The sequence below is a fragment of the Microbacterium soli genome, assembly GCF_039539005.1.
Classification (GTDB): Bacteria; Actinomycetota; Actinomycetes; order Actinomycetales; family Microbacteriaceae; genus Microbacterium; species Microbacterium soli.
The window spans coordinates 2,082,459-2,102,051 of sequence record NZ_BAABCP010000001.1 but is presented as its reverse complement, the minus strand read 5'-3'; the positions used below and the strand labels follow the sequence as shown (position 1 = coordinate 2,102,051).

At 70.1% G+C, this 19,593-nt stretch carries 20 protein-coding genes; 11 read left to right on the top strand and 9 right to left on the bottom strand.

From position 1 onward, the window contains the following. Nucleotides 1-73: 73 nt before the first annotated feature. Together ispD and ABD770_RS09825 are read right to left on the bottom strand one after the other, a co-directional pair. Nucleotides 74-1,258 (bottom strand): 2-C-methyl-D-erythritol 4-phosphate cytidylyltransferase, encoded by a 1,185-nt coding sequence (ispD, locus tag ABD770_RS09830; protein WP_344819373.1) that lies wholly within the window; start codon nt 1,256-1,258, stop codon nt 74-76. An 82-nt stretch (nt 1,259-1,340) separates the two neighbouring features. After that, nucleotides 1,341-1,823, bottom strand: a complete 483-nt coding sequence (locus ABD770_RS09825) for a CarD family transcriptional regulator (RefSeq protein WP_298865585.1) — start codon at nt 1,821-1,823, stop codon at nt 1,341-1,343. 154 nt (nt 1,824-1,977) lie between these two features. Here ABD770_RS09825 and ABD770_RS09820 point away from each other — a divergent pair, with 154 nt between their 5' ends. Beyond that, nucleotides 1,978-2,472 carry a DNA modification methylase gene (locus ABD770_RS09820; protein WP_344819372.1) on the top strand — a complete coding sequence of 165 codons (495 nt, stop codon included), beginning with the start codon at nt 1,978-1,980 and terminating at the stop codon, nt 2,470-2,472. Between the two features lie 57 nt (nt 2,473-2,529). On the opposite strand, the gene ABD770_RS09815 is transcribed toward ABD770_RS09820, so the two are convergent. Next, a complete protein-coding gene (locus tag ABD770_RS09815; protein WP_344819371.1) occupies nt 2,530-3,213 on the bottom strand; it encodes a response regulator in 684 nt (227 codons plus the stop codon). Then, a complete protein-coding gene (locus ABD770_RS09810; protein ID WP_344819369.1) occupies nt 3,210-4,478 on the bottom strand; it encodes a sensor histidine kinase in 1,269 nt (422 codons plus the stop codon). The genes ABD770_RS09815 and ABD770_RS09810 overlap by 4 nt, the downstream gene beginning before the upstream one ends. Nucleotides 4,479-4,664: 186 nt before the next feature. Between ABD770_RS09810 and phoU the strand changes: the two genes are divergently transcribed. Continuing rightward, nucleotides 4,665-5,387: a phosphate signaling complex protein PhoU gene (gene phoU, locus ABD770_RS09805; protein WP_344819904.1), complete on the top strand. Its 723-nt coding sequence runs from the start codon at nt 4,665-4,667 to the stop codon at nt 5,385-5,387. 61 nt (nt 5,388-5,448) lie between these two features. Here phoU and ABD770_RS09800 read toward each other — a convergent pair whose 3' ends face one another. Next, nucleotides 5,449-6,192, bottom strand: a complete 744-nt coding sequence (locus ABD770_RS09800) for a phosphoglyceromutase (protein ID WP_344819368.1) — start codon at nt 6,190-6,192, stop codon at nt 5,449-5,451. Between the two features lie 70 nt (nt 6,193-6,262). Between ABD770_RS09800 and ABD770_RS09795 the strand changes: the two genes are divergently transcribed. After that, entirely contained in the window at nt 6,263-7,084 is an 822-nt protein-coding gene (locus ABD770_RS09795) for a class I SAM-dependent methyltransferase (RefSeq protein ID WP_344819367.1), read from the top strand. A gap of 31 nt (nt 7,085-7,115) precedes the next feature. Here the strand turns inward: ABD770_RS09795 and ygfZ are convergent, their stop codons facing one another. From ygfZ to ABD770_RS09780, 3 genes are all read right to left on the bottom strand, one after another. After that, nucleotides 7,116-8,225, bottom strand: coding sequence for a CAF17-like 4Fe-4S cluster assembly/insertion protein YgfZ (gene ygfZ / locus ABD770_RS09790; RefSeq protein WP_344819366.1), 1,110 nt, complete (start codon nt 8,223-8,225; stop codon nt 7,116-7,118). Nucleotides 8,226-8,227: 2 nt separating this feature from the next. Further along, nucleotides 8,228-8,830: a nitrobindin family protein gene (locus ABD770_RS09785; RefSeq protein ID WP_344819365.1), complete on the bottom strand. Its 603-nt coding sequence runs from the start codon at nt 8,828-8,830 to the stop codon at nt 8,228-8,230. A gap of 186 nt (nt 8,831-9,016) precedes the next feature. Then, a complete protein-coding gene (locus ABD770_RS09780) occupies nt 9,017-9,310 on the bottom strand; it encodes a hypothetical protein (RefSeq protein WP_344819364.1) in 294 nt (97 codons plus the stop codon). A 71-nt stretch (nt 9,311-9,381) separates the two neighbouring features. Between ABD770_RS09780 and ABD770_RS09775 the strand changes: the two genes are divergently transcribed. The 8 genes from ABD770_RS09775 (at nt 9,382) to ABD770_RS09740 (ending at nt 18,475) form a co-directional block, all read left to right on the top strand. Beyond that, nucleotides 9,382-10,059 carry a response regulator transcription factor gene (locus ABD770_RS09775; protein WP_344819363.1) on the top strand — a complete coding sequence of 226 codons (678 nt, stop codon included), beginning with the start codon at nt 9,382-9,384 and terminating at the stop codon, nt 10,057-10,059. A gap of 40 nt (nt 10,060-10,099) precedes the next feature. Continuing rightward, nucleotides 10,100-12,262 (top strand): RNA degradosome polyphosphate kinase, encoded by a 2,163-nt coding sequence (locus ABD770_RS09770; RefSeq protein ID WP_344819362.1) that lies wholly within the window; start codon nt 10,100-10,102, stop codon nt 12,260-12,262. Continuing rightward, nucleotides 12,259-13,197, top strand: coding sequence for an NUDIX hydrolase (locus ABD770_RS09765; RefSeq protein WP_344819361.1), 939 nt, complete (start codon nt 12,259-12,261; stop codon nt 13,195-13,197). The genes ABD770_RS09770 and ABD770_RS09765 overlap by 4 nt, the downstream gene beginning before the upstream one ends. Nucleotides 13,198-13,329: 132 nt before the next feature. Then, a complete protein-coding gene (locus tag ABD770_RS09760; RefSeq protein WP_344819360.1) occupies nt 13,330-14,436 on the top strand; it encodes a phosphate ABC transporter substrate-binding protein PstS in 1,107 nt (368 codons plus the stop codon). Between the two features lie 119 nt (nt 14,437-14,555). Further along, complete coding sequence (pstC, locus tag ABD770_RS09755; RefSeq protein ID WP_344819359.1) at nt 14,556-15,512, top strand: phosphate ABC transporter permease subunit PstC; 957 nt, start codon at nt 14,556-14,558, stop codon at nt 15,510-15,512. A 1-nt stretch (nt 15,513) separates the two neighbouring features. Then, nucleotides 15,514-16,599, top strand: a complete 1,086-nt coding sequence (gene pstA, locus ABD770_RS09750; protein WP_344819358.1) for a phosphate ABC transporter permease PstA — start codon at nt 15,514-15,516, stop codon at nt 16,597-16,599. Between the two features lie 32 nt (nt 16,600-16,631). Beyond that, nucleotides 16,632-17,411, top strand: coding sequence for a phosphate ABC transporter ATP-binding protein PstB (gene pstB, locus ABD770_RS09745; RefSeq protein ID WP_344819357.1), 780 nt, complete (start codon nt 16,632-16,634; stop codon nt 17,409-17,411). Nucleotides 17,412-17,647: 236 nt separating this feature from the next. Continuing rightward, on the top strand, nt 17,648-18,475 hold the full coding sequence (locus ABD770_RS09740; RefSeq protein ID WP_344819356.1) for a type IV toxin-antitoxin system AbiEi family antitoxin domain-containing protein: 828 nt from the start codon (nt 17,648-17,650) through the stop codon (nt 18,473-18,475). A 154-nt stretch (nt 18,476-18,629) separates the two neighbouring features. On the opposite strand, the gene ABD770_RS09735 is transcribed toward ABD770_RS09740, so the two are convergent. Further along, on the bottom strand, nt 18,630-19,511 hold the full coding sequence (locus ABD770_RS09735) for an aminodeoxychorismate lyase (RefSeq protein WP_344819355.1): 882 nt from the start codon (nt 19,509-19,511) through the stop codon (nt 18,630-18,632). Nucleotides 19,512-19,593: the final 82 nt, after the last annotated feature.

Here is a 19,593-nt window from a genome sequence, read left to right as displayed (position 1 = left end):
AGATCCGCAGCCCCTGCACCGCAACCCCGGATTCTCTGCGGATTCGCGCAGATCTGCGAAGAACCGCCGGACGTCAGGGCAACGGCACCACGAGCGCCACAGCCGTCGCGGCGATGCCCTCGCCCCGTCCCGGGAATCCGAGACCGTCGGTCGTCGTCGCCGAGACCGAGACGGATGCCCCGCCCAGGGCCCGGGAGAGAACGGCCTCCGCCTCGGCCCTGCGCGCGCTGAAGCGCGGACGGTTCCCCTGGAACTGCACGGAGACGCTGCCGATCGCGCAGCCGGCCTCCGCGAGCATCCGCGCCGTGCGTGCGAGGAAGACGTCGGCGTGGGCGCCGGCGTACTCCGGCTGCGCGGTCCCGAAGTGCTCGCCGATGTCGCCGAGCCCTGCCGCGCTCAGCAGCGCGTCGACGACGGCGTGCGCGACGACGTCCCCGTCGGAGTGCCCGGACAGCGCCTGCTCGCCGGGCCATTCCAGCCCCGCCAGCCACAGCGCGCCCTCGCCCCCGAAGGCGTGCACGTCGGTGCCCACGCCGATCTTCGGCATCGCGGCGGTGAGCCCCTGCGCCGGATGCAGCAGCATCCGCGCCCTGTGCAGATCGGCGGGCGTGGTGATCTTGAACGCCCGCTCATCGCCGGGGACGCGGAGCACCGCACCGCCCGCCGCGGCGAACAGCGCCGCGTCGTCGGTGTGGTCCTCCCCCTCGGCCGCAGCGCGGGCGTACGCGGCCTCCAGCGCCGCACGGGGGAAGCCCTGCGGCGTCTGCGCGGCCACCAGCACCGACCGGTCCACGGCCTCGACCACGGCATCCCCGTCGACTCTCTTGAGCGTGTCGATCACGGCGAGCGCGGGGATCGCGCCGGTGTCGGCGGTCACCGCCGCGGCGACCGCATCGATCTGCGCGGACGGCGTCAGGGCGCGGGCCGCGTCATGCACGAGCACGACCTCGACGTCCTCGGACAGCGCGGCCAGGCCCGCGGCGACGGACTGCTGGCGCGTGCTCCCGCCGACGACGACCGTCACCGGCCGCTCCTCGCCGATCCGCGCCAGGTCGGCGGCCGCCGTCTGCTCGTGCCCGTGCGGCACGACGAGGACAACGTGCATGGGCCGCGCGGCGAGCACGCCGTCCAGCGCGTGTGCGAGCACGGTGCGGCCGTCGATGTCGGCGAAGGCCTTCGGAACGCCGAGTCCCAGGCGCGTGCCGGAGCCGGCGGCGACGATGATGATCGCGGTCGTGGGGGCGGAGTGCGCAGTCACGCTCTCACGCTACCGTCCGCGCAGACACGAGGAGGGCGGATGCCACGGCATCCGCCCTCCTCGGACGTTCAGCGGGTCGCGCTCAGGAGGCGAGCACCTCGTCGAGCAGCTCCCCGGCCTTCTCCTCGTCGATCTTCTCGGCGAGCGCGAGCTCGGAGACGAGGATCTGACGGGCTTTGGCCAGCATCCGCTTCTCCCCCGCGGACAGGCCGCGGTCCTGGTCGCGGCGCCACAGGTCGCGGACGACCTCGCTCACCTTGATGACATCGCCCGATGCCAGCTTCTCGAGGTTCGCCTTGTAGCGACGCGACCAGTTGGTCGGCTCCTCGGTGAAGGGTGCGCGCAGCACCTCGAAGACGTGGTCCAGGCCCTCCTGACCGATGACGTCGCGCACGCCGACGAGGTCGACGTTCTCGGCGGGAACCTCGATGATGAGATCGCCCTGAGTGACGTTGAGCTTCAGATACTTCTTCGTCTCCCCCTTGATCACGCGGTCCTTGACCTCGATGATCGTCGCAGCCCCGTGGTGCGGATACACGACGGTTTCGCCTACCTCAAAAAGCATAAAAACGTGTCCTTTCGGCAATCTCCAGCATACCACAGCGGTTATGCACTAAGGTTTGCGCCCACAGGCCTCCGGGCCCTCTCGAAACGTCTCGGAGACAGGTCGTCGACCCACTAGAATGGACGGGTCCACCCGTTGCATCCCAGGAGGTTCCGTGAACTCGCGCTCTGCTGCGTCCATCGCCGCGCGCCTGACCGCCGCCGTCGCGCTCGGCACGACGATCGTGCTCGGAGCCTCCGGCTGCACTTTCCTCACCCATCAGGCCACGACCATCGAATACCCGGCCTCGGACGGCGTGAACGTCGACGCCACGGGCGGTCCCGTCGTGGTGCGCAACGCGCTGATCATCGCGACCGACGACGGCTCGGCGGGCAACCTCGTCGCGGCCTTCGTCAACGAGGGCGACGAGACCGCGTCCGTGAGCATCGATGTGGAGGGCAGGCGGTTCACCGTCCGCGTCCCCGCGAAGGATGCCGTGAGCCTCGGCGCCGACGAGGATCCGCTGCTGATCGAGGGCCTCGGCGTCGAACCCGGCGCGACGGTCGAGATGCTGTTCCGCTCCGGCGGCGAGGAGGCCGACCCGGTGAGCGTCCCCGTCCTCGACGCCTCGCTCCCGTCGTACGCGGATCTCGCCCCTGACGCGGAGTGACCGCATCGCACGTCAGGCGCGGGAGGCCGGCCCCGGCGGGGCCGGCCTCCGGCGCGCTCAGCCCTCGAACCGATAGCCCAGACCGCGCACCGTCACGAGCATGACGGGGGATGCGGGGTTCTGCTCGATGCGGGAGCGGATGCGCTTGATGTGCACGTCGAGCGTCTTGGTGTCGCCGAAGTAGTCGCTGCCCCACACCCGATCGATGAGCTGCCCTCGGGTGAGCACCCGGCCGGCGTTGCGCATGAGCAGCTCGAGGAGCTCGAACTCCTTGAGCGGCATGTTGATCTCGTGGCCGTCGACGGCCACCGTGTGCCGATCGATGTCCAGGGTGACGCGCCCGCCCTCGAGCACCCGTTCGTCGACGTCGTCGGTCGCCTGAGCGACCCTGCGCAGCACCGCGCGCATCCGCGCCAGCAGCTCCCGCGACGAGTACGGCTTGGTGATGTAATCGTCCGCGCCCAGCTCCAGGCCCACGACGATGTCCACCTCCGAGTCCTTCGCGGTGAGCATGATGATGGGCACTGCGGATCTCCTGCGCACCCGACGGCACACCTCGGTGCCCGGCATGCCGGGGAGCATGAGGTCGAGCAGGATGACGTCGGCGCCGTGCTCCTCGAATGCGCTCAGTGCACCCGGGCCGTCCTCACAGATCTCGACCTCGTAGCCCTCCCTGCGCAGCAGGTAGGCCAGCGGGTCGGCGAGATCGGGCTCGTCCTCCACGAGCAGGATCCTGGTCATGCGGAGTCTCCCTCTCCCGCGGCCGCGGCAGGGGCACTGTCGTGCCCTCGCCGACCGGTCGCCTTCTTCTCGATCTTCTCGACGGTCTTCCTGCCGATCTTCTTGCGGTGCTTCTTGCGGGACTTCTTCCCCTCGGCGAGCCCCGGCGCGTCGATGCGCGGCAGTCGCATGGTGAAGGTCGAGCCCTTCCCCGGACGCGACCACACCCGGACCTCGCCGCCGTGCCGCTGCGTGGCGTGCTTCACGATCGACAGGCCCAGTCCCGTCCCGCCGGTGCGCCGTGAACGCGCATCATCGGCGCGGTAGAAGCGCTCGAAGATGCGCTCGCGGTCGTCCTCGGAGATCCCGATGCCCTGATCGGTCACGGCGATCTCGACGACATCGCCGTCGATCTTGACCCCGATCCCGACATGGGAGCCCCGCGGCGAGTAGGCGATGGCGTTCGCCAGCAGGTTGCCGACGGCCTCGACCAGCACCTGCGCATCACCGCGCACCCACGCACCGCGATCGCCGCCGCGCATCAGCTCCACACCGGCGGAGTCCGCCTGCACGGCATGCGCCTCGATGGAGGCCAGCACGACCTCGTCGATCGAGACCGGCTCGACCTGGGCCAGGCTCTCGTCTGCCTGCAGCCGGGACAGGCTCATGATGCGCCCCGTGAGCCGGCTGAGCCTGTCCGCCTCCGCCATGATCCGCGTCGCGAACACACGCACCTGTGCGGGATCGTCCGCGGCGGAGTCGATGGCCTCCGCCAGCAGGCTCACCGAGGCGACCGGCGTCTTCAGCTCGTGACCGGTGTTGGCGACGAAGTCGGTGCGCATCCGGTCCAGCCGCTCACGCTCGGTGACATCCCGGATGATCAGCAGCGTCAGCCGTGTGCCCACGACGCTCGCACGCGCGGACACCAGCCGCGGATCCAGCGTCGAGCCCGCGGATATCCGCAGCGTCTCCGTCTCGCTGACGCCGCTGCTGCGCACACCGCGCACGAGCGCACGCAGCTCGCCGTTCTCCAGTACCGTACCGGTGCGGATGTCGAAACGCGCGGCGCTCGCGCTCGTGGCGGCCACGAGCCCGGAGGCGTCCAGGATGCAGGCGGCATCGTCCATGCCCGCCAGGACCTCGGAGATCCCCGTCGGGACGGACGGAGAGGTCTCCTGGATCGCCTGGAGTCGCACGCGATAGGCCCACGTCACCAGCAGCACCGTTCCCGCGCCGATGATGGCGCCGACGGCGAGCGCGAACAGCGCGAGCTGGGGCGATGGCATGCACCCAGCGTAGGGGCATCCGGCACTGCTCCCCGACGTTCAACCCGTCGTCACGCGGCACACGGGGCACTGTTCACGATTCGGGCACCATTCGTTAACCTTCCATGGAGATGATCGATGTCGGCCCGCGCCCGCGTGCGCCCGTTCGGCATCCGCGCCGACCCCACGACGAGAGGTTCCATCGCCATGCGCGAAGTCTTCCACCAGTCCCTCGAAGAGCTCCAGTCACGGCTGGCGGAGATCGCCGACCTCGTCACGGTCGCCATCGAGAAGGCCACCACGGCATTCGCCGAGAGCGATGTCTCGCTGGCGGAGGAGGTCATCGCGGACGACGCGAAGATCGACGAGCTGGCCGTCATGCTCGACGAGCAGGCCATCGAGATCCTCGCCCGCCAGCAGCCGGTCGCCCGCGACCTGCGCATCGTGATCACGGCGCTGCGGGTGAGTGCGTCGCTGGAGCGGATGGGCGACATGGCCGAGCACATCGCCCAGCTGGCGCGCCTGCGCTTCCCCGAGCGGGCCATCCCGAAGGGCCTCAAGGGCACGTTCCGCCGGATGGGCGAGCTGGACGTGGAGATCTCCCGCACCCTCGCCGAGCTCCTCCGCACGCAGGACCTGCGGCATGCGGATGCCATCCGCAACGCCGACGACGATGTCGATGAGCTGCACGCCAACGTGTTCGAGAAGGTGCTCAGCGACAACTGGAAGGGCGAGGCCACCGCGACCGTCGACGCCACCCTGGCCAGCCGCTACCACGAGCGCTTCGCCGACCATGCCGTCGCCGTCGCGAAGAAGGTCGTCTACCTCGCCACCGGCGATTGGGCTGTGGACGAGGAGGACATCGCCTTGGCGGCGGAGGCGCAGGAGTCCGAGACCCCGACCGAGACCGAGGAGACCCCGGAGTCCTGACCGGCCGCTGACACGGGAGGGGCGGATGCCGATCGGCATCCGCCCCTCCCGTGTTCTGATGCTACTTCGCGCCCTGCGCGGCGACGGCGGCGGCGCCGGCAGCAGCCGCCTCGGGGTCCAGGTACCTGCCGGGGCCGGTGGGGACGTTGTTCTCGTCGAGCTCGTACACCAGCGGGATGCCGGTGGGGATGTTGAGGGCCGCGATGTCGTCGTCGCTGATGCCCTCCAGGTGCTTGACGAGGCCGCGCAGCGAGTTGCCGTGGGCGGTGACCAGCACGGTCTTCCCCGCCTCGAGGTCGGGGATGATCGCGGACTCCCAGTACGGCAGCAGCCGGTCGATGACGAGCTTGAGCGACTCGGTGCGCGGCATGTCCCCATCGATGCCGGCGTAGCGCGGGTCGTTCACCTGGCTGAACTCGCTCGCGTCGTCGAGCGGGGGCGGCGGCACGTCGAACGAGCGGCGCCACAGCATGAACTGCTCCTGGCCGAACTCCTCCAGCGTCTGGGCCTTGTCCTTGCCCTGCAGCGCACCGTAGTGGCGCTCGTTGAGCCGCCAGGAGCGTGTCACGGGGATCCACAGCCGGTCGGCCGCGTCCAGCGCGATGTCGGCGGTCTGGATGGCACGGCTCAGCAGCGAGGTGTGCAGCACGTCGGGCAGGATTCCGGACTCGGCCAGCAGCTCACCGCCACGGCGGGCCTCGGCCCTGCCCTGCTCGGTGAGACGGACGTCGACCCAGCCCGTGAAGAGGTTGAGCTGGTTCCATTCGCTCTGGCCATGGCGGAGCAGGATGAGGGTGCGCGTCATGCATCCAGCTTATCCGGCCGGTTCCGACACATCGGATCCGGTGACGCGTGCGGTGCGGAAGAATCGATCGGTGACGTCACCGATCGGGCTGCCCACCCGAGGCACGACGGGGACGAATCGGCTGCGGCGCAGCGACCGGTGGATCGCGGCGTCCGCCTCGTTCCGCAGGGCCGTCGATCCCCTCGTGGTCGACCTGGGGTTCGGTGCCAGCGGCGTGACCGCGCTGGAGCTCGCGCAGCGGCTGCGCGCCGAGCGCACGGATGCCGAGGTGATCGGCCTCGAACTGGATCCGGGGCGGGTGGCGACCGCGCGCGGCCAGCTGGAGGACGTCCGGGCCGGGCGCACGCACTTCGCCGCCGACGTCCCCGTCTCCTTCGCCCGCGGCGGCTTCGAGGTGCCCCTGCCGGGCCGACGCCGGCCGGCCGTCATCCGCGCGATGAACGTGCTGCGCCAGTACGACGAGCGCGATGTGCCGGATGCCTGGCACCGCGTGGCCGAGCGCCTCGCCCCGGACGGTGTGCTCGTGGAGGGGACCTGCGGGGAGATCGGGCGCATCGGCAGCTGGATCGACATCCCCGCGGACGGCGTGCCCGTGCGCTTCACGATCTCGCTGCGCCTGAAGGGTCTCGACCACCCGGGTGCGGTCGCCGCGCGGCTGCCGAAGGCGCTCATCCACCACAACGTCCCCGGTGAGCGCATCCATGCTCTCCTCGCCGAGCTGGACCGGGAGTGGGAGCGCGCGGCGGCGCTGTCGGCGTTCGGCCCGGTGCAGCGCTGGCTGGCCACCGTGACGGCCGTCAAGGCGCACGGTGTGCCCGTGCAGGGCGACCGCCGTCGCTGGCGCCTCGGAGAGCTGACAGTGCCCTGGGCGACGGTCGCTCCCGCCCGGTGAGTCGAGCCGCGGTGCGGGCGGGCCCGATCCTTCAGCGCGCGCCGTCGTCGGTGCGCGTGCGCGGGTCCTCCGCGACGGGTCGCCGGGAGAGCCTTGTCAGTCGCGGCACGTCGGCCGTGGCCCCCGCATCGGCCGGCACGATCACCTGCTGGGCGGCGGCGATGTCGACGCCCTCCGAGCGCACGACGAGATCACCCACCGGTGCACGGCGGGACAGGATCGCCAGGGCGATCGGACCGTCCTCGTGGTGCAGCGCGGCGGAGGTGATGCGCCCGACCTCGTTCTCGCCGGAGAGCACGGGATCACCGGGCACAGGCAGCACGACGTCGCTGCCGTCCAGGTGCAGGGCCGCGAGGCGCCGCGGCGGATGCCCGAGATTGTGCACCTTGGCGACGGTCTCCTGCCCGCGGTAGCAGCCCTTGTTCAGGTGCACGGCGCTGCGGATCCAGTCCGATTCGTGCGGGATCGTGCGCTCGTCGACCTCGTGAGACCAGCGCGGACGCCAGGCCGCGACGCGCAGCGCCTCGGCGGCCAGCGCCCCCGCGAAGGGCCCCGTCAGGGTGGACGCCTCGTCGACGACGGCCACGCTCCACGTGTAGTCGGCGGCGGGATGCCCGGCTGTGACGGCGTACTGGTGCCCGCCGGGCTGCACCTCGCGCCACGGATCGCGCCAGAGGAGGGGGACACCATGCGGGGCGGATGCCGTGATCCGCGCCTCCGCGTCCCCGCCGGTGAAGAGGCCGACCAGCGCGGCATCCGCCCGCATCGTCACGGTGACGCGCGCGCGGAACACCATGCGCTGGAGCCACGCGACGAGCTTCTCGGCGTCACCGGCGTCGGCGATCAGCCACACCGACGAACCGTCCTCGAGCACCCCGGCCGCGTGCTCCACGCGCCCCTGCGGGTCCAGGATCAGCAGCTCCGTGCTCTCCCCCGGGGCCAGGCCCGCCACGGACTGCGAGGTGAACGAGTCCAGCCAGCCGAGCCGGTCCTCGCCCGCGACCTCGACCAGCACGCGATCGGTCAGCGGCACGAGCGCCTCGCCGTGCGCGAGCTCCCGCTGCTCGATGATCGGGTTGCCGAAATGCGCGATGACATCGCCATCGCGCACCGCGCCCGCGAGCTCATCGAAGACGGACATGATCACACCTTCGCGAGGCGGGCGGACGCGTGCGACTTCAGCTGCTCGCCCAGCGCGGTGATGTCCCACGCCCACAGCAGGTGCGAATCCACCAGCCCGTACATGCGGGTGGCCGCCGTGTACGCCTTGGCGCCGGCCGAGCGCACCACGGCATCCGTGGCGATGTCGATCCGGGGACCGGCGATGCGCCCCAGGTACAGTTCGAGTGTGCCGTCGGAGTGCACGACCGACACCTCGATGGGGAAGCCGTCCTCGGTGCGCAGACTCTCCACGTCGTCGACGGTGCGCACCCGCCCCGGGGACACCGGCGGCAGCAGGGCGGGGCCGGGATCGGCATCCGTACGCGGCCGCGACAGCCGCCAGAACCCCGTCTCCGCCAGCAGCCGCACGGGCTCGTCCGTGCCGTCCGCACCGAGGAAGGACGCCGTGGCGGAGTAGTTCAGGAACGGACCGCCGTCATGGCTGAAGCTAACGCGGTGCGAGAACTCGCCCTGGAAGCGGGTCCCACCCGCCGTGTACTCGATGACGCCGGTCCCCTCCCAGACGCCCAGCAGCCAGGAGAACGGGACCAGTTCGGCGGGGAGATCCGTGGGCAGCTCGATCACGACGCGCGTCGGATCAGCGCTGGCCGCGGAACAGGTTGACGAGCACGGCGCCGGCGACGAAGGCGATCGCGAGGCTCGCCAGTCCCAGCAGACCGAGGAAGAAGAATTCGAGGGCGACGGGATCCATGTCAGCAGTCTAGTCGCTCCCGGCATCGGCGGTGCGGATGCCGGAGTCCTGCCCTGGCGTCACAGAGCGGAAACGAGGGCGGACAGCCCGAATCCCGCCGAGACCAGCGCCATGATCACCAGTGCGCCCATCGCGCTCCCCGCCGCGCGCACGATGAATCCCCGCGCCCGCCCGTAGGCCAGCTGCACGGCGAAGGCCAGCAGCACGATCCCGCCGAAGGCGATCAGCAGCCACCTGTCGCGCTCCGGTTCGGAGACGAGGACCCCCAGGGCGACTGCGACGGCCAGCGCGACGACCCACACGGCGATGACGCCGTGGATCGCGTTGCGTGGCGCGAGAGCCGGTTCAGCCATGCCGCCATCGTACTGGGGACGGGCGGGGACTTCCCGTCGGCCGCGGCCACGTCGCGAACTAAGATCGTCGCGTGGCCCTGCTGCTCGCGCTCAGCCCCGCCTCCGACGCGGAGGCGCTGCTGCCCGCGCTCGGGCTGCTCTCGCACAGCCTCCGCCATCACCCGCTGGATCCCGCCCACCTGGTCACCCTGCCGGAGGCGGATGCCATCCTCGTCGACGCCACCGCGGATCTCATCGCCGCACGGGCGGCCTGCCGCGTGCTGCGCGCCGCGGCGGTCGAGGCGCCGGTGCTGCTGGTGGTGACCGAGGGCGGGCTCAGCGCGGTGTCGGCGGACTGGGGCTTCGACGACGTCATGCTGCGCGACGCGGGTCCCGCCGAGGTCGATGCACGGCTGCGTCTGGCTCTCTCCCGCCCCCGGACGGACGAGCCGGCGCGCGTGCAGGCATCCGGGATCACGATCGACGAGCAGTCCTACTCCGCGAAGCTCCACGGCCGTCCGCTGGATCTGACCTACAAGGAGTTCCAACTGCTGCACTTCCTCGCCACCCACCCCGCGCGAGTGTTCACCCGGGAGCAGCTGCTGAGCGACGTGTGGGGCTACGACTACTTCGGCGGCACCCGCACGGTCGACGTGCACGTGCGACGGCTGCGCGCCAAGCTCGGCGAGGCCGAGCAGATCATCGGCACCGTCCGCAACGTCGGCTACCGCTTCAATCTTCACGACGAGGACGACGACCCCGATGACTGAGTTCACGAAACCGTCACCGGTGGGTGCGAAGATGTACCCCATGAGGGAACCCGCACCTGCCGACGCCGGACTCGGAGACGCCGAGGACGATGACTTCGATGCGCACGAGCTGCCTGATGCCGAGCTTCCCGCGCACCGCTACCACGACAGGGAGCTGAGCTGGCTGGCGTTCAACCGGCGCGTGCTGGAACTGGCGGAGGACGCGTCGCTGCCGGAGCTGGAGCGGGCGAACTTCCTGGCGATCTTCGCGAGCAATCTCGACGAGTTCTTCATGGTGCGCGTCGCGGGTCTCAAGCGCCGCATCCTGACCGGCCTGGCCATGCCGACGAACGTCGGCCGCGCGCCGTCGGACGCCCTCGCGGACATCTCCGCCGAGGCGCACGCGCTGCAGCTGCGCCACGCGGACGCGTGGACCCACCGGGTCAGGCCCGCGCTGGCCGATGCGGGGATCGAGATCACCGAGTGGGCCGACCTGACCGACGCCGAGCGGGACTCGCTGGGCGAGTACTTCCAGGCCCAGGTGTTCCCCGTGCTCATGCCGCTCGCGGTCGACCCCGCGCACCCGTTCCCGTACATCTCCGGGCTGTCGCTGAACCTCGCCATCCGCATCCGCAACGCCCGCACCGGCAGACAGGACTTCGCCCGGCTGAAGGTGCCGCCCATGCTGCCCCGCTTCATCGAAGTGCCCAGCGCCGGGGAGATCCTGCGCTTCATCCGCCTCGAGGAGCTCATCGCCAACCACCTCGACGACCTCTTCCCCGGGATGGAGGTGCTCGACCATCACGCCTTCCGCCTCACCCGCAACGAGGACTTCGACGTGGAGGAGGACGAGAGCGAGAACCTCATCCAGGCGCTGGAGGCCGAGCTGCTGCGCCGCCGCTTCGGTCCGCCGATCCGTCTCGAGATCACCGACGACATGGATGATGTGACCCTCGAGCTGCTCATCAAGGAGCTCGACATCACCGATCAGGAGGTCTACCGGCTCCCGGGCCCGCTGGACCTGCGAGGCCTGTTCGACCTCGCCCGCATCGACCGGCCCGATCTGCGCTATCCCCCGCATCTGCCGACCACTGCGGTGGCATTCCAGCCGGGCGACAGCAACGAGCGCCCCGACATCTTCAAGGCCATCGGCCGGGCCGACGTCCTCGTGCACCACCCGTACGAGTCCTTCGCCACCAGTGTGCAGGCGTTCCTGGATCAGGCCGCCCGTGACCCGCATGTGCTGGCCATCAAGCAGACCCTGTACCGCACCTCGGGCGACAGCCCTGTCGTGCAGGCCCTCATCGATGCCGCCGAGGCCGGCAAGTCGGTGCTCGCGCTCGTGGAGGTCAAGGCCCGGTTCGACGAGGCCAACAACATCGTCTGGGCGCGCAAGCTCGAGAAGGCCGGCGTGCACGTCGTGTATGGCCTGGTGGGACTGAAGACGCACTGCAAGCTCGCGCTGGTGATCCGCGAGGAGGACGGGGAGCTGCGGCACTACTCGCACGTGGGCACCGGCAACTACAACCCGAAGACCAGCCGCATGTACGAGGACTTCGGGCTGTTCACCGCCGATCCGCAGGTCGGCAAGGACCTCACGCGGCTGTTCAACGAGCTGAGCGGCTACGCGATCGAGAAGAAGTTCAAACGTCTGCTGGTGGCACCGCTGCACCTGCGGAAGGGCCTGCTGCGGCACATCGACCGTGAGCGCCGCAACGCCGAGGCAGGAAAGCGCGCCCGCGTGCGGATCAAGGTCAACTCGATGGTCGACGAGCAGGTCATCGACGCGCTGTACCGCGCGAGCATGGCGGGCGTGGAGGTGGAGGTGTGGGTCCGCGGCATCTGCAGCCTGCGTGTGGACCTGCCCGGCGTGAGCGACAACATCACCGTGCGCAGCATCCTGGGCCGCTACCTGGAGCACTCCCGCATCTTCGCCTTCGAGAACGACGGCGCCCCCATCGTGTACATCGGCAGCGCCGACATGATGCACCGCAACCTCGACCGTCGTGTGGAGGCGCTCGTGCGCCTCGCCGATCCCGAGCACATCCAGGAACTGCACGACCTGTTCGACCTGGCCATGGACGAGGGCACCAGCTCGTGGCATCTGGGGGAAGGCGGCGCCTGGACGCGCCCCGTGGACGACCCCGAGCATCCGCGCCTCGATCTGCAGGACAGCCGGATGCTCGCGGTGCAGAGTCGCCGTCGCAAGCGAACGGTCCGATGAGCGACACCGCCGTGTTCGCGGCCGGGGCCGTCGTGTGGCGCCTGGTCGAGGGCAAGCTGCGCGTCCTGCTCATCCACCGCACCAAGTACCGCGACGTCACCCTCCCCAAGGGCAAGGTGGACCCCGGGGAGATGCTCGCCCAGACGGCTGTGCGGGAGGTGCACGAGGAGACCGGCATCAAGGTCGCCCTCGGCGTGCCCGTCGGCGTCAGCAAGTACTGGATGCGCCCCAAGCGGCAGAAGGTCGTGCACTACTGGGCGGCGGAGGCGACGGACGCGGCGATCCGCGCATCCAGCTTCCTGCCCAACAGTGAGATCTCCGGCATCGAGTGGATGAGCCTGAAGAAGGCGCGTGCCCGGCTGAGCTACCCGGTGGACGTGGAGATCCTCGACAACTTCGCCCGTCTGGTGGACGACGGGGTGCTGCACACCTTCCCCGTCATCGTGCTGCGGCACGCCAAGGCCGTCGGCCGGTCCGGATGGGACGGCACGGACGCCGAGCGCCCGCTGACGGAGCGCGGCCGGCACCAGGCCGATGCCATCGTCGCCCCGCTGAAGGCGTTCGGCGTGCGCCGCATCGTCAGCAGCGACGCGGCGCGATGCCGGCAGACGATCGCACCGCTGGAGCGCCGGCTCGGGCGATCCGCCCGCGTCACGGCGAAGATCAGCCAGGACGCCTGGGAGAGCGGCGCGGCGGACATCCGCTCCGTGATCGGACGTCGGGTGCGCGCCCGGAAGCCCGCCGTGCTGTGCAGCCACAGGCCCGTCCTCCCTGCGATCATCTCGGAGCTGGCTCTGGCGACCGGGACCATGCACGGCTCCTACGTCGACAGTGCGGGAAACCTGGAGGTCGCGGGTTTCTCCGTCGTTCACCTCTCGGCAACCAACCCCGGTTCGGGGATCATCTCGATCGAGACGCACACGCCCAAGGCCTGATCCCGTGCGGGAAACGCCCGATTCCGTTCACCTCCCGTTCACCAGCAGGGTCCAGTCTCGTTAACCGCCGCACTTAGCGTCACTGTGTGCCTGCACCGGCATGACATGATTCCCCGATCGAACGGATCCACAGTGAAGATCTCCCACATCGCTCGACTCAGCGCCATCAGCGCGATCGCCGCTCTCGCCCTCGCGGGCTGCGCCGCGAACGAGCCGGCTCCCTCCGACTCCGAAGGCTCCGCTCCGGCGGAGACCGCCCTGACGGGCACCATCGAGGCCACCGGCGCCTCCTCTCAGGAGGCCGCGCAGGCCGCCTGGGTCGCCGCGTTCCAGCAGGCGAACACCGGCACCACCGTCAACTACACCTCCACCGGTTCCGGCCCGGGACGGGAGAACTTCATCTCGGGCGCCTCGAACTTCATCGGCTCGGACCGTGCGTACACCGCCGACGAGCTCGCCGCCGGCGGGTTCGGCGCCTGCGTCTCCGACGACATCGTCGAGATCCCCGTGTACATCTCCCCGGTCGCCGTGGCGTTCAACCTCGACGGCATCGACAGCCTGAACCTCGATGGGGAGACCATCGCGAAGATCTTCGCCGGTGACATCACCAACTGGAACGACCCGGCCATCGCCTCTCAGAACGACGGCGTCGCGCTGCCCGACCAGGCCATCGTCCCGGTCCACCGCGCTGAGGCCTCCGGCACGCAGGAGACCTTCACCACCTACCTGAACGCCGTCGCCCCCGACGCGTGGACCGAGGAGCCCAGCGACGTCTGGCCGCTCGAGTCCGGCGAGGCCGCGGAGGGCACCTCGGGCGTGGTCGCCGCCATCTCGGAGGGCGTCGGCTACATCGGCTTCGCGGACGCCTCGCAGGCCGAGGGCCTCGGACAGGTCTCGATCAAGGTCGGCGACGAGTACGTGCCGTATTCCGCGGAGGCCGCATCGGCCCTCGTGGCGGCCTCCCCGCTGGAGGAGGGCCGGTCGGCCCACGACCTGGCGTTCGCCGTCGACCCGGCTGCCGCACCGGCCGGCTCCTACCCGATCGCCCTGGTCTCGTACCTGATCGGCTGCGTCGAGTACGACGACGCCGAGGTCGGCTCGCTCGTGAAGGCGTACTTCCAGTACGTCGCCTCCGCCCAGGGCCAGGATGACGCGGCCGCTGCCGCGGGCAACGCCCCCATCTCCGAGGACCTGCGCACGAAGGTCAACGCCGCGATCGACGCCATGGTCGCCGAGTAGCATCCGTCTCAGCCTCCGCTGAGATCCCGCCCCCGTGGCGCTGTTCAGCACGACGATCAGCGCCGCGGGGGCACCCGCATGAAGACCTGTCAGAGACCAGTACCCGTGGAGCCGCCCCGATGACCACCACCACGACCGGCACCGGCCGCACGCACGCCAAGGCCGTGCAGCGCCCCGGAGACCGCATCTTCTCCGGCACCGCACTGGGGGCGGGAATCATCATCCTCGTCACCCTCGCCGCGGTCGCGGTGTTCCTGTTCGTCCAGTCGATCCCCGTGCTCACCGAGGACCCCGCGCAGAACCAGATCCTGAAGGGCGAGTCGTTCCTCAGCTGGGTCTGGCCGTTCGTCTTCGGCACGCTGTGGTCCAGTGCCATCGCCCTGGTCGTGGCGGCGCCGATCGCCATCGGCATCGCGCTGTTCATCTCGCACTACGCTCCTCGACGTCTCGCCGGCGTGCTGGGCTACATCATCGATCTTCTGGCGGCGGTCCCCTCCGTCGTCTTCGGCATGTGGGGCGCGCTGACCTTCGCCCCCATGCTCGTGCCCTTCTACAAGTGGCTGAACGAGAACCTCGGCTGGATCCCGATGTTCTCCGGCACGCCCTCCGGCACGGGCAAGACCATCCTCACCGCCGCCCTCGTGCTCGCGGTGATGATCCTGCCGATCATGACCGCCATCTGCCGCGAGGTGTTCCTGCAGACGCCCAAGCTGCACGAGGAGGCCGCTCTCGCCCTGGGCGCCACCCGCTGGGAGATGATCCGCATGGCCGTGCTGCCGTTCGCGCGCAGCGGCATCGTCTCCGGGGCGATGCTGGGGCTGGGCCGCGCGCTCGGCGAGACGATGGCCGTCACCCTCGTGCTCTCACCCCTCGGACTGGTGACCTTCAACCTGCTCAACCCGGAGAACCCGACGACGATCCCCGCCATCATCGCCCTGCGCTTCCCCGAGGCGCACGGCAACGGCGTCAACACGCTCATCGCCGCGGGACTCGTCCTGTTCATCGTGACCTTCGCCGTCAACTTCCTCGCCCGCTGGATCGTCTCCCGCCGCGCCGAGTTCTCCGGAGCCAACTGACATGACCGCCATCGCCGCCCCCTCCGCTTCCGCCACCACCGGCTCCGGGCGCCTCCCGCGCCGGATGCCGTGGATGCTGCTGATCGCCAGCTTCGCGATCTCGGCCGTGGTCTTCGCCGTCGCCAACCTCGGCGCGGACCCGGCGGACTTCAACATCGCCCTGGCCGTCGTCGTCGGGATGCTCATCTACATGGTGCTCATCTTCGCGATCTCCTCGATCGCCGAGAGCAGGCGCCGCGCGGTCGACCGGCTCATGACGGCCCTCGTCTCGGCCGCCTTCGTCCTCGCGCTGCTGCCGCTGATCTCGCTGCTGTACACGGTCGTCATCAACGGACTGGCCCGCTTCGACACCGAGTTCTTCACCTTCTCGATGCGCAACATCGTCGGCGCGGGCGGCGGTGCGATCCATGCGCTGTGGGGGACGGTGCTCATCACCCTCGGCGCGACGGTCATCTCGGTGCCGATCGGTCTGATGACCTCCATCTACCTCGTGGAGTACGGCCAGGGCCGCAAGCTCGCCCGCGGCATCACCTTCCTCGTCGACGTGATGACGGGCATCCCCTCGATCGTGGCCGGACTGTTCATCTACTCGGTCTTCGCCCTGCTCGTCGCCCCCGGCACGCGCATCGGCGTGATGGGCTCCCTGTCGCTGTCCGTGCTGATGATCCCGGTGGTCGTCCGCGGCTCGGAGGAGCTGCTGCGCATCGTCCCCAACGAGCTCCGGGAGGCGGCCTACGCGCTGGGCGTGCCGAAGTGGCTGACGATCCTGCGGGTCGTGCTGCCGACCTCGATCGCGGGGATCACGACGAGCGTCATGCTCGCCGTCGCCCGCGTGATCGGCGAGACCGCGCCGTTGCTGCTGACCGTCGGCATGGTGCAGGGCATGAACCTGAACATGTTCAGCGGGCAGATGGCCACCCTCCCGGTGTTCTCGTACATGCAGTCGAAGTACCCCGGCGTCCCTCCGGACGCCTACCTCGACCGTGCCTGGGCGGCCGCGCTGGCGCTCATCCTCATCGTCATGGTGCTCAACCTCATCGCCCGATGGGTCGCGAAGGTCTTCGCCCCCAAGACGGCCGGCCGCTGAGCCGCCTCAACCCGATCACGAAGGATCCTCAGATGTCCAAGAGCATCGAAGTCAACGACCTCAACGTCTACTACGGCGATTTCCTCGCCGTGGAGGGCGTCAGCATCGATATCAGACCCAACACCGTCACCGCCTTCATCGGCCCGTCCGGATGCGGGAAGTCGACCTTCCTGCGCACGCTCAACCGCATGCACGAGGTCATCCCCGGCGCCCGCGTCGAGGGCGAGGTGCTCGTCGACGGCCGGAACCTCTACGCCCCGAACGTCGACCCGGTGCTGGTGCGCCGTCAGGTCGGCATGGTCTTCCAGCGCCCCAACCCGTTCCCCACCATGTCCATCAAGGAGAACGTGCTCGCGGGCGTCAAGCTCAACAACAAGAAGATGTCCAAGAGCGATCAGGACGACCTGGTCGAGCGATCCCTGACCGGTGCCAACCTGTGGAACGAGGTCAAAGACCGTCTCGACAAGCCCGGTTCGGGCCTGTCCGGCGGGCAGCAGCAGCGCCTGTGCATCGCGCGGGCGATCGCCGTCTCCCCCGAGGTGATCCTCATGGACGAGCCGTGTTCGGCGCTGGACCCCATCTCCACGTACGCGATCGAGGAGCTCATCGGGGAGCTGAAGAACGACTACACGGTCGTCATCGTCACGCACAACATGCAGCAGGCCAGCCGCGTGTCGGACCGCACCGCATTCTTCAACATCGCCGGCACCGGCAAGCCCGGCAGGCTCATCGAGTACGACGACACGGCCACGATCTTCACCACGCCGTCCGTGCAGGCCACCGAGGACTACGTCTCCGGCCGCTTCGGCTGAGTCCGGCCCCCGATCGGCGGTCGGCCTCGTGCCGCTCGGTGCGCCGCCGGTCGGAGCGTCCGCCCGCCATGCGGCGTGTCGGCCCTCATACGTGAGCCGACACGCCGCATGCGTCTCTCCTGCTCCGAGTGGCGACACGGGTCGTTCGCCCTGCACTATGACGGTTCTGAGAGTGTTGTGCACAGCTCCCGGGTTCTCGGGCGATCCGATCCGGGCACGTGCACGACACTCGCAGCATGCGGACCATCCAGCGGCTCGGCCAGGTGGCGACCACCGCCGCGCTGCGCGCGCACGGCATGACCTCGCGCGAGATCAGCGCCGCGGTGTCCGCGGGAGAGCTGGTCAGGATCCGACGAGGGCTGTACGTCTCGTCCGACGCACCGGCCCTCGTACGGCACGCGGCAGAGCACGGCGGCGTGCCGGGCTGCGCGGATGCCGCACGGCAGCTCGGGCTGTGGGTGCTGCAGACCCCGTGCCACTGCGTGTGGCTGGGCAGAGCCGCCAAGGCCCACCCCGGATGCACGGCGTGCCGCCTGCACTGGACGGACGGGACCGTCGTCTTCGGTCATCCGCCACCGGTCGAGATCGTGCTCCTGCAGCTGGCCGAGTGCGGTGACGAGGAGACGTTCTTCGCCGCCTACGAGTCCGCCCTGAGACTGATGCTCATCTCCCCCGCGGCGATCGCCTGGCTGCGCAGGCGGATGCCGACGGACTCGCGATGGCTGATGGACATCGCGCGGTCGGATGCCGACAGCGGCCTGGAGTCCCTTGTGCGCCTTCGCATGCATCTGCTGGGCATCCCGGTACGCACGCAGGTGCGTGTCCGCGGCGTCGGGGAGGTCGACATCCTCATCGGCGACAGGCTGCTGATCGAGTGCGACGGCAGAGAGAACCATGCGCGCGAGGCGGAGCGGCACAAGGATCTGCTCCGGGATGCCGCCGCCGCTGCCCGTGGATATGAGACGCTGCGCTTCGACTACGCGATGATCGTGCACGACTGGCCGCACGTCGAAGCGGCCATCCTCGCTCGCCTCGCCGACGGCGCACACCGTCGCCGAGCATGACCCGCCCACGGTATCCGCTCCCCCGGGCACGGGCCGCCGGTCGGAGCATCCGCCCGCCATGCGGCGTGTCGGCCCTCTCAGGTGGGGCGACACGCCGGGGCCTCCGAACGGCGGCGCAGGAGGGAAGAGAACCAGGTGTGGAAGAGGAAGGGGGTCAGCGCGGGGACAGCAGGTACGCGTTCAGGTCGGCGGTGAAAGCGGGGTCGGACGGGAGCGGCTCGCCGTCCACGGCGGTGACGGCGACGGCCAGACGGATGCTGGAGACCAGCCATGCGGCATCCGCGTTCGCCAGGTCGGACGCCGTCACCGTGGCGTAGCCGGTGCGGAAGCCACACGATTCCAGATGCTCGTAGACGCTCAGCTGGGTCGTGCCGTGCAGGATGCCGCCGGACGGCGCGGGCGTGACGAACTCGTCGCCCCTGCGCAGGATGAGCGACGCCGTGGGCGCCTCCAGCACGTACCCGTCCCTCGTGACGAAGACGGCGTCGTCGGCGCCCCTGCGACGTGCTTCCCGCAGTGCGGCCATGTTCACGGCGTAGGAGAGCGTCTTCGCTCCCAGCAGCAGCCACGGCGCCCGCTCCCCGGCCCCCAGGTCGTAGCCGCGGTCGAGCGTGACCACCCGGACCCCGTCACGGCGCACGGCCGAGAAGTCGGCGGCGGGGGACGCCGTCACCCACGCGGTCGGGGCGGGGCCGTGCTCGACGCCTCGGCTGAGGATGAGCTTGACGACCGCCTCGCCCTCCGGGATGAGCCCCGCCGCGGCGCTCACAGCCTGTCGCCACTGCGCGAGGTTCGGGGCGGGCAGGTCGCACAGTCGGGCCGAATGCGCCAGCCGCTGCAGGTGCGCCTCGACCTCGTTGGCGTGCCCGTCGATCACGCCGATCGACTCGAAGACGCCATCGCCGCGCTGCGTGCTGAACTCGCCGACGCTCAGCACGGGCGAGGCGACATCCACCTCGGTGAACGTGCCGCTGTAGTCGCCACGGGTGTCCGAGGCGTCCACGGGATCGATCATCAGGGCGAAGCGCTGGGGCATGAGCACAGCATAGAGGGGGTGGGAATACCGTGCCTGTGGACGCGTTACACTTGAACGGCCGGGCCGCATAACCCCGGGCTCC

Bases quoted from the DNA above. Each gene is read 5' to 3' on its own strand.
- ABD770_RS09825 (WP_298865585.1), bottom strand. From the start codon at position 1,823: ATGCTTTTTGAGGTAGGCGAAACCGTCGTGTATCCGCACCACGGGGCT.
- ABD770_RS09815 (WP_344819371.1), bottom strand. From the start codon at position 3,213: ATGACCAGGATCCTGCTCGTGGAGGACGAGCCCGATCTCGCCGACCCG.
- ABD770_RS09810 (WP_344819369.1), bottom strand. From the start codon at position 4,478: ATGCCATCGCCCCAGCTCGCGCTGTTCGCGCTCGCCGTCGGCGCCATC.
- phoU (WP_344819904.1), top strand. From the start codon at position 4,665: ATGCGCGAAGTCTTCCACCAGTCCCTCGAAGAGCTCCAGTCACGGCTG.
- ABD770_RS09800 (WP_344819368.1), bottom strand. From the start codon at position 6,192: ATGACGCGCACCCTCATCCTGCTCCGCCATGGCCAGAGCGAATGGAAC.
- ygfZ (WP_344819366.1), bottom strand. From the start codon at position 8,225: ATGTCCGTCTTCGATGAGCTCGCGGGCGCGGTGCGCGATGGCGATGTC.
- ABD770_RS09780 (WP_344819364.1), bottom strand. From the start codon at position 9,310: ATGGCTGAACCGGCTCTCGCGCCACGCAACGCGATCCACGGCGTCATC.
- ABD770_RS09770 (WP_344819362.1), top strand. From the start codon at position 10,100: ATGAGGGAACCCGCACCTGCCGACGCCGGACTCGGAGACGCCGAGGAC.
- ABD770_RS09765 (WP_344819361.1), top strand. From the start codon at position 12,259: ATGAGCGACACCGCCGTGTTCGCGGCCGGGGCCGTCGTGTGGCGCCTG.
- pstC (WP_344819359.1), top strand. From the start codon at position 14,556: ATGACCACCACCACGACCGGCACCGGCCGCACGCACGCCAAGGCCGTG.
- pstA (WP_344819358.1), top strand. From the start codon at position 15,514: ATGACCGCCATCGCCGCCCCCTCCGCTTCCGCCACCACCGGCTCCGGG.
- pstB (WP_344819357.1), top strand. From the start codon at position 16,632: ATGTCCAAGAGCATCGAAGTCAACGACCTCAACGTCTACTACGGCGAT.
- ABD770_RS09740 (WP_344819356.1), top strand. From the start codon at position 17,648: ATGCGGACCATCCAGCGGCTCGGCCAGGTGGCGACCACCGCCGCGCTG.
- ABD770_RS09735 (WP_344819355.1), bottom strand. From the start codon at position 19,511: ATGCCCCAGCGCTTCGCCCTGATGATCGATCCCGTGGACGCCTCGGAC.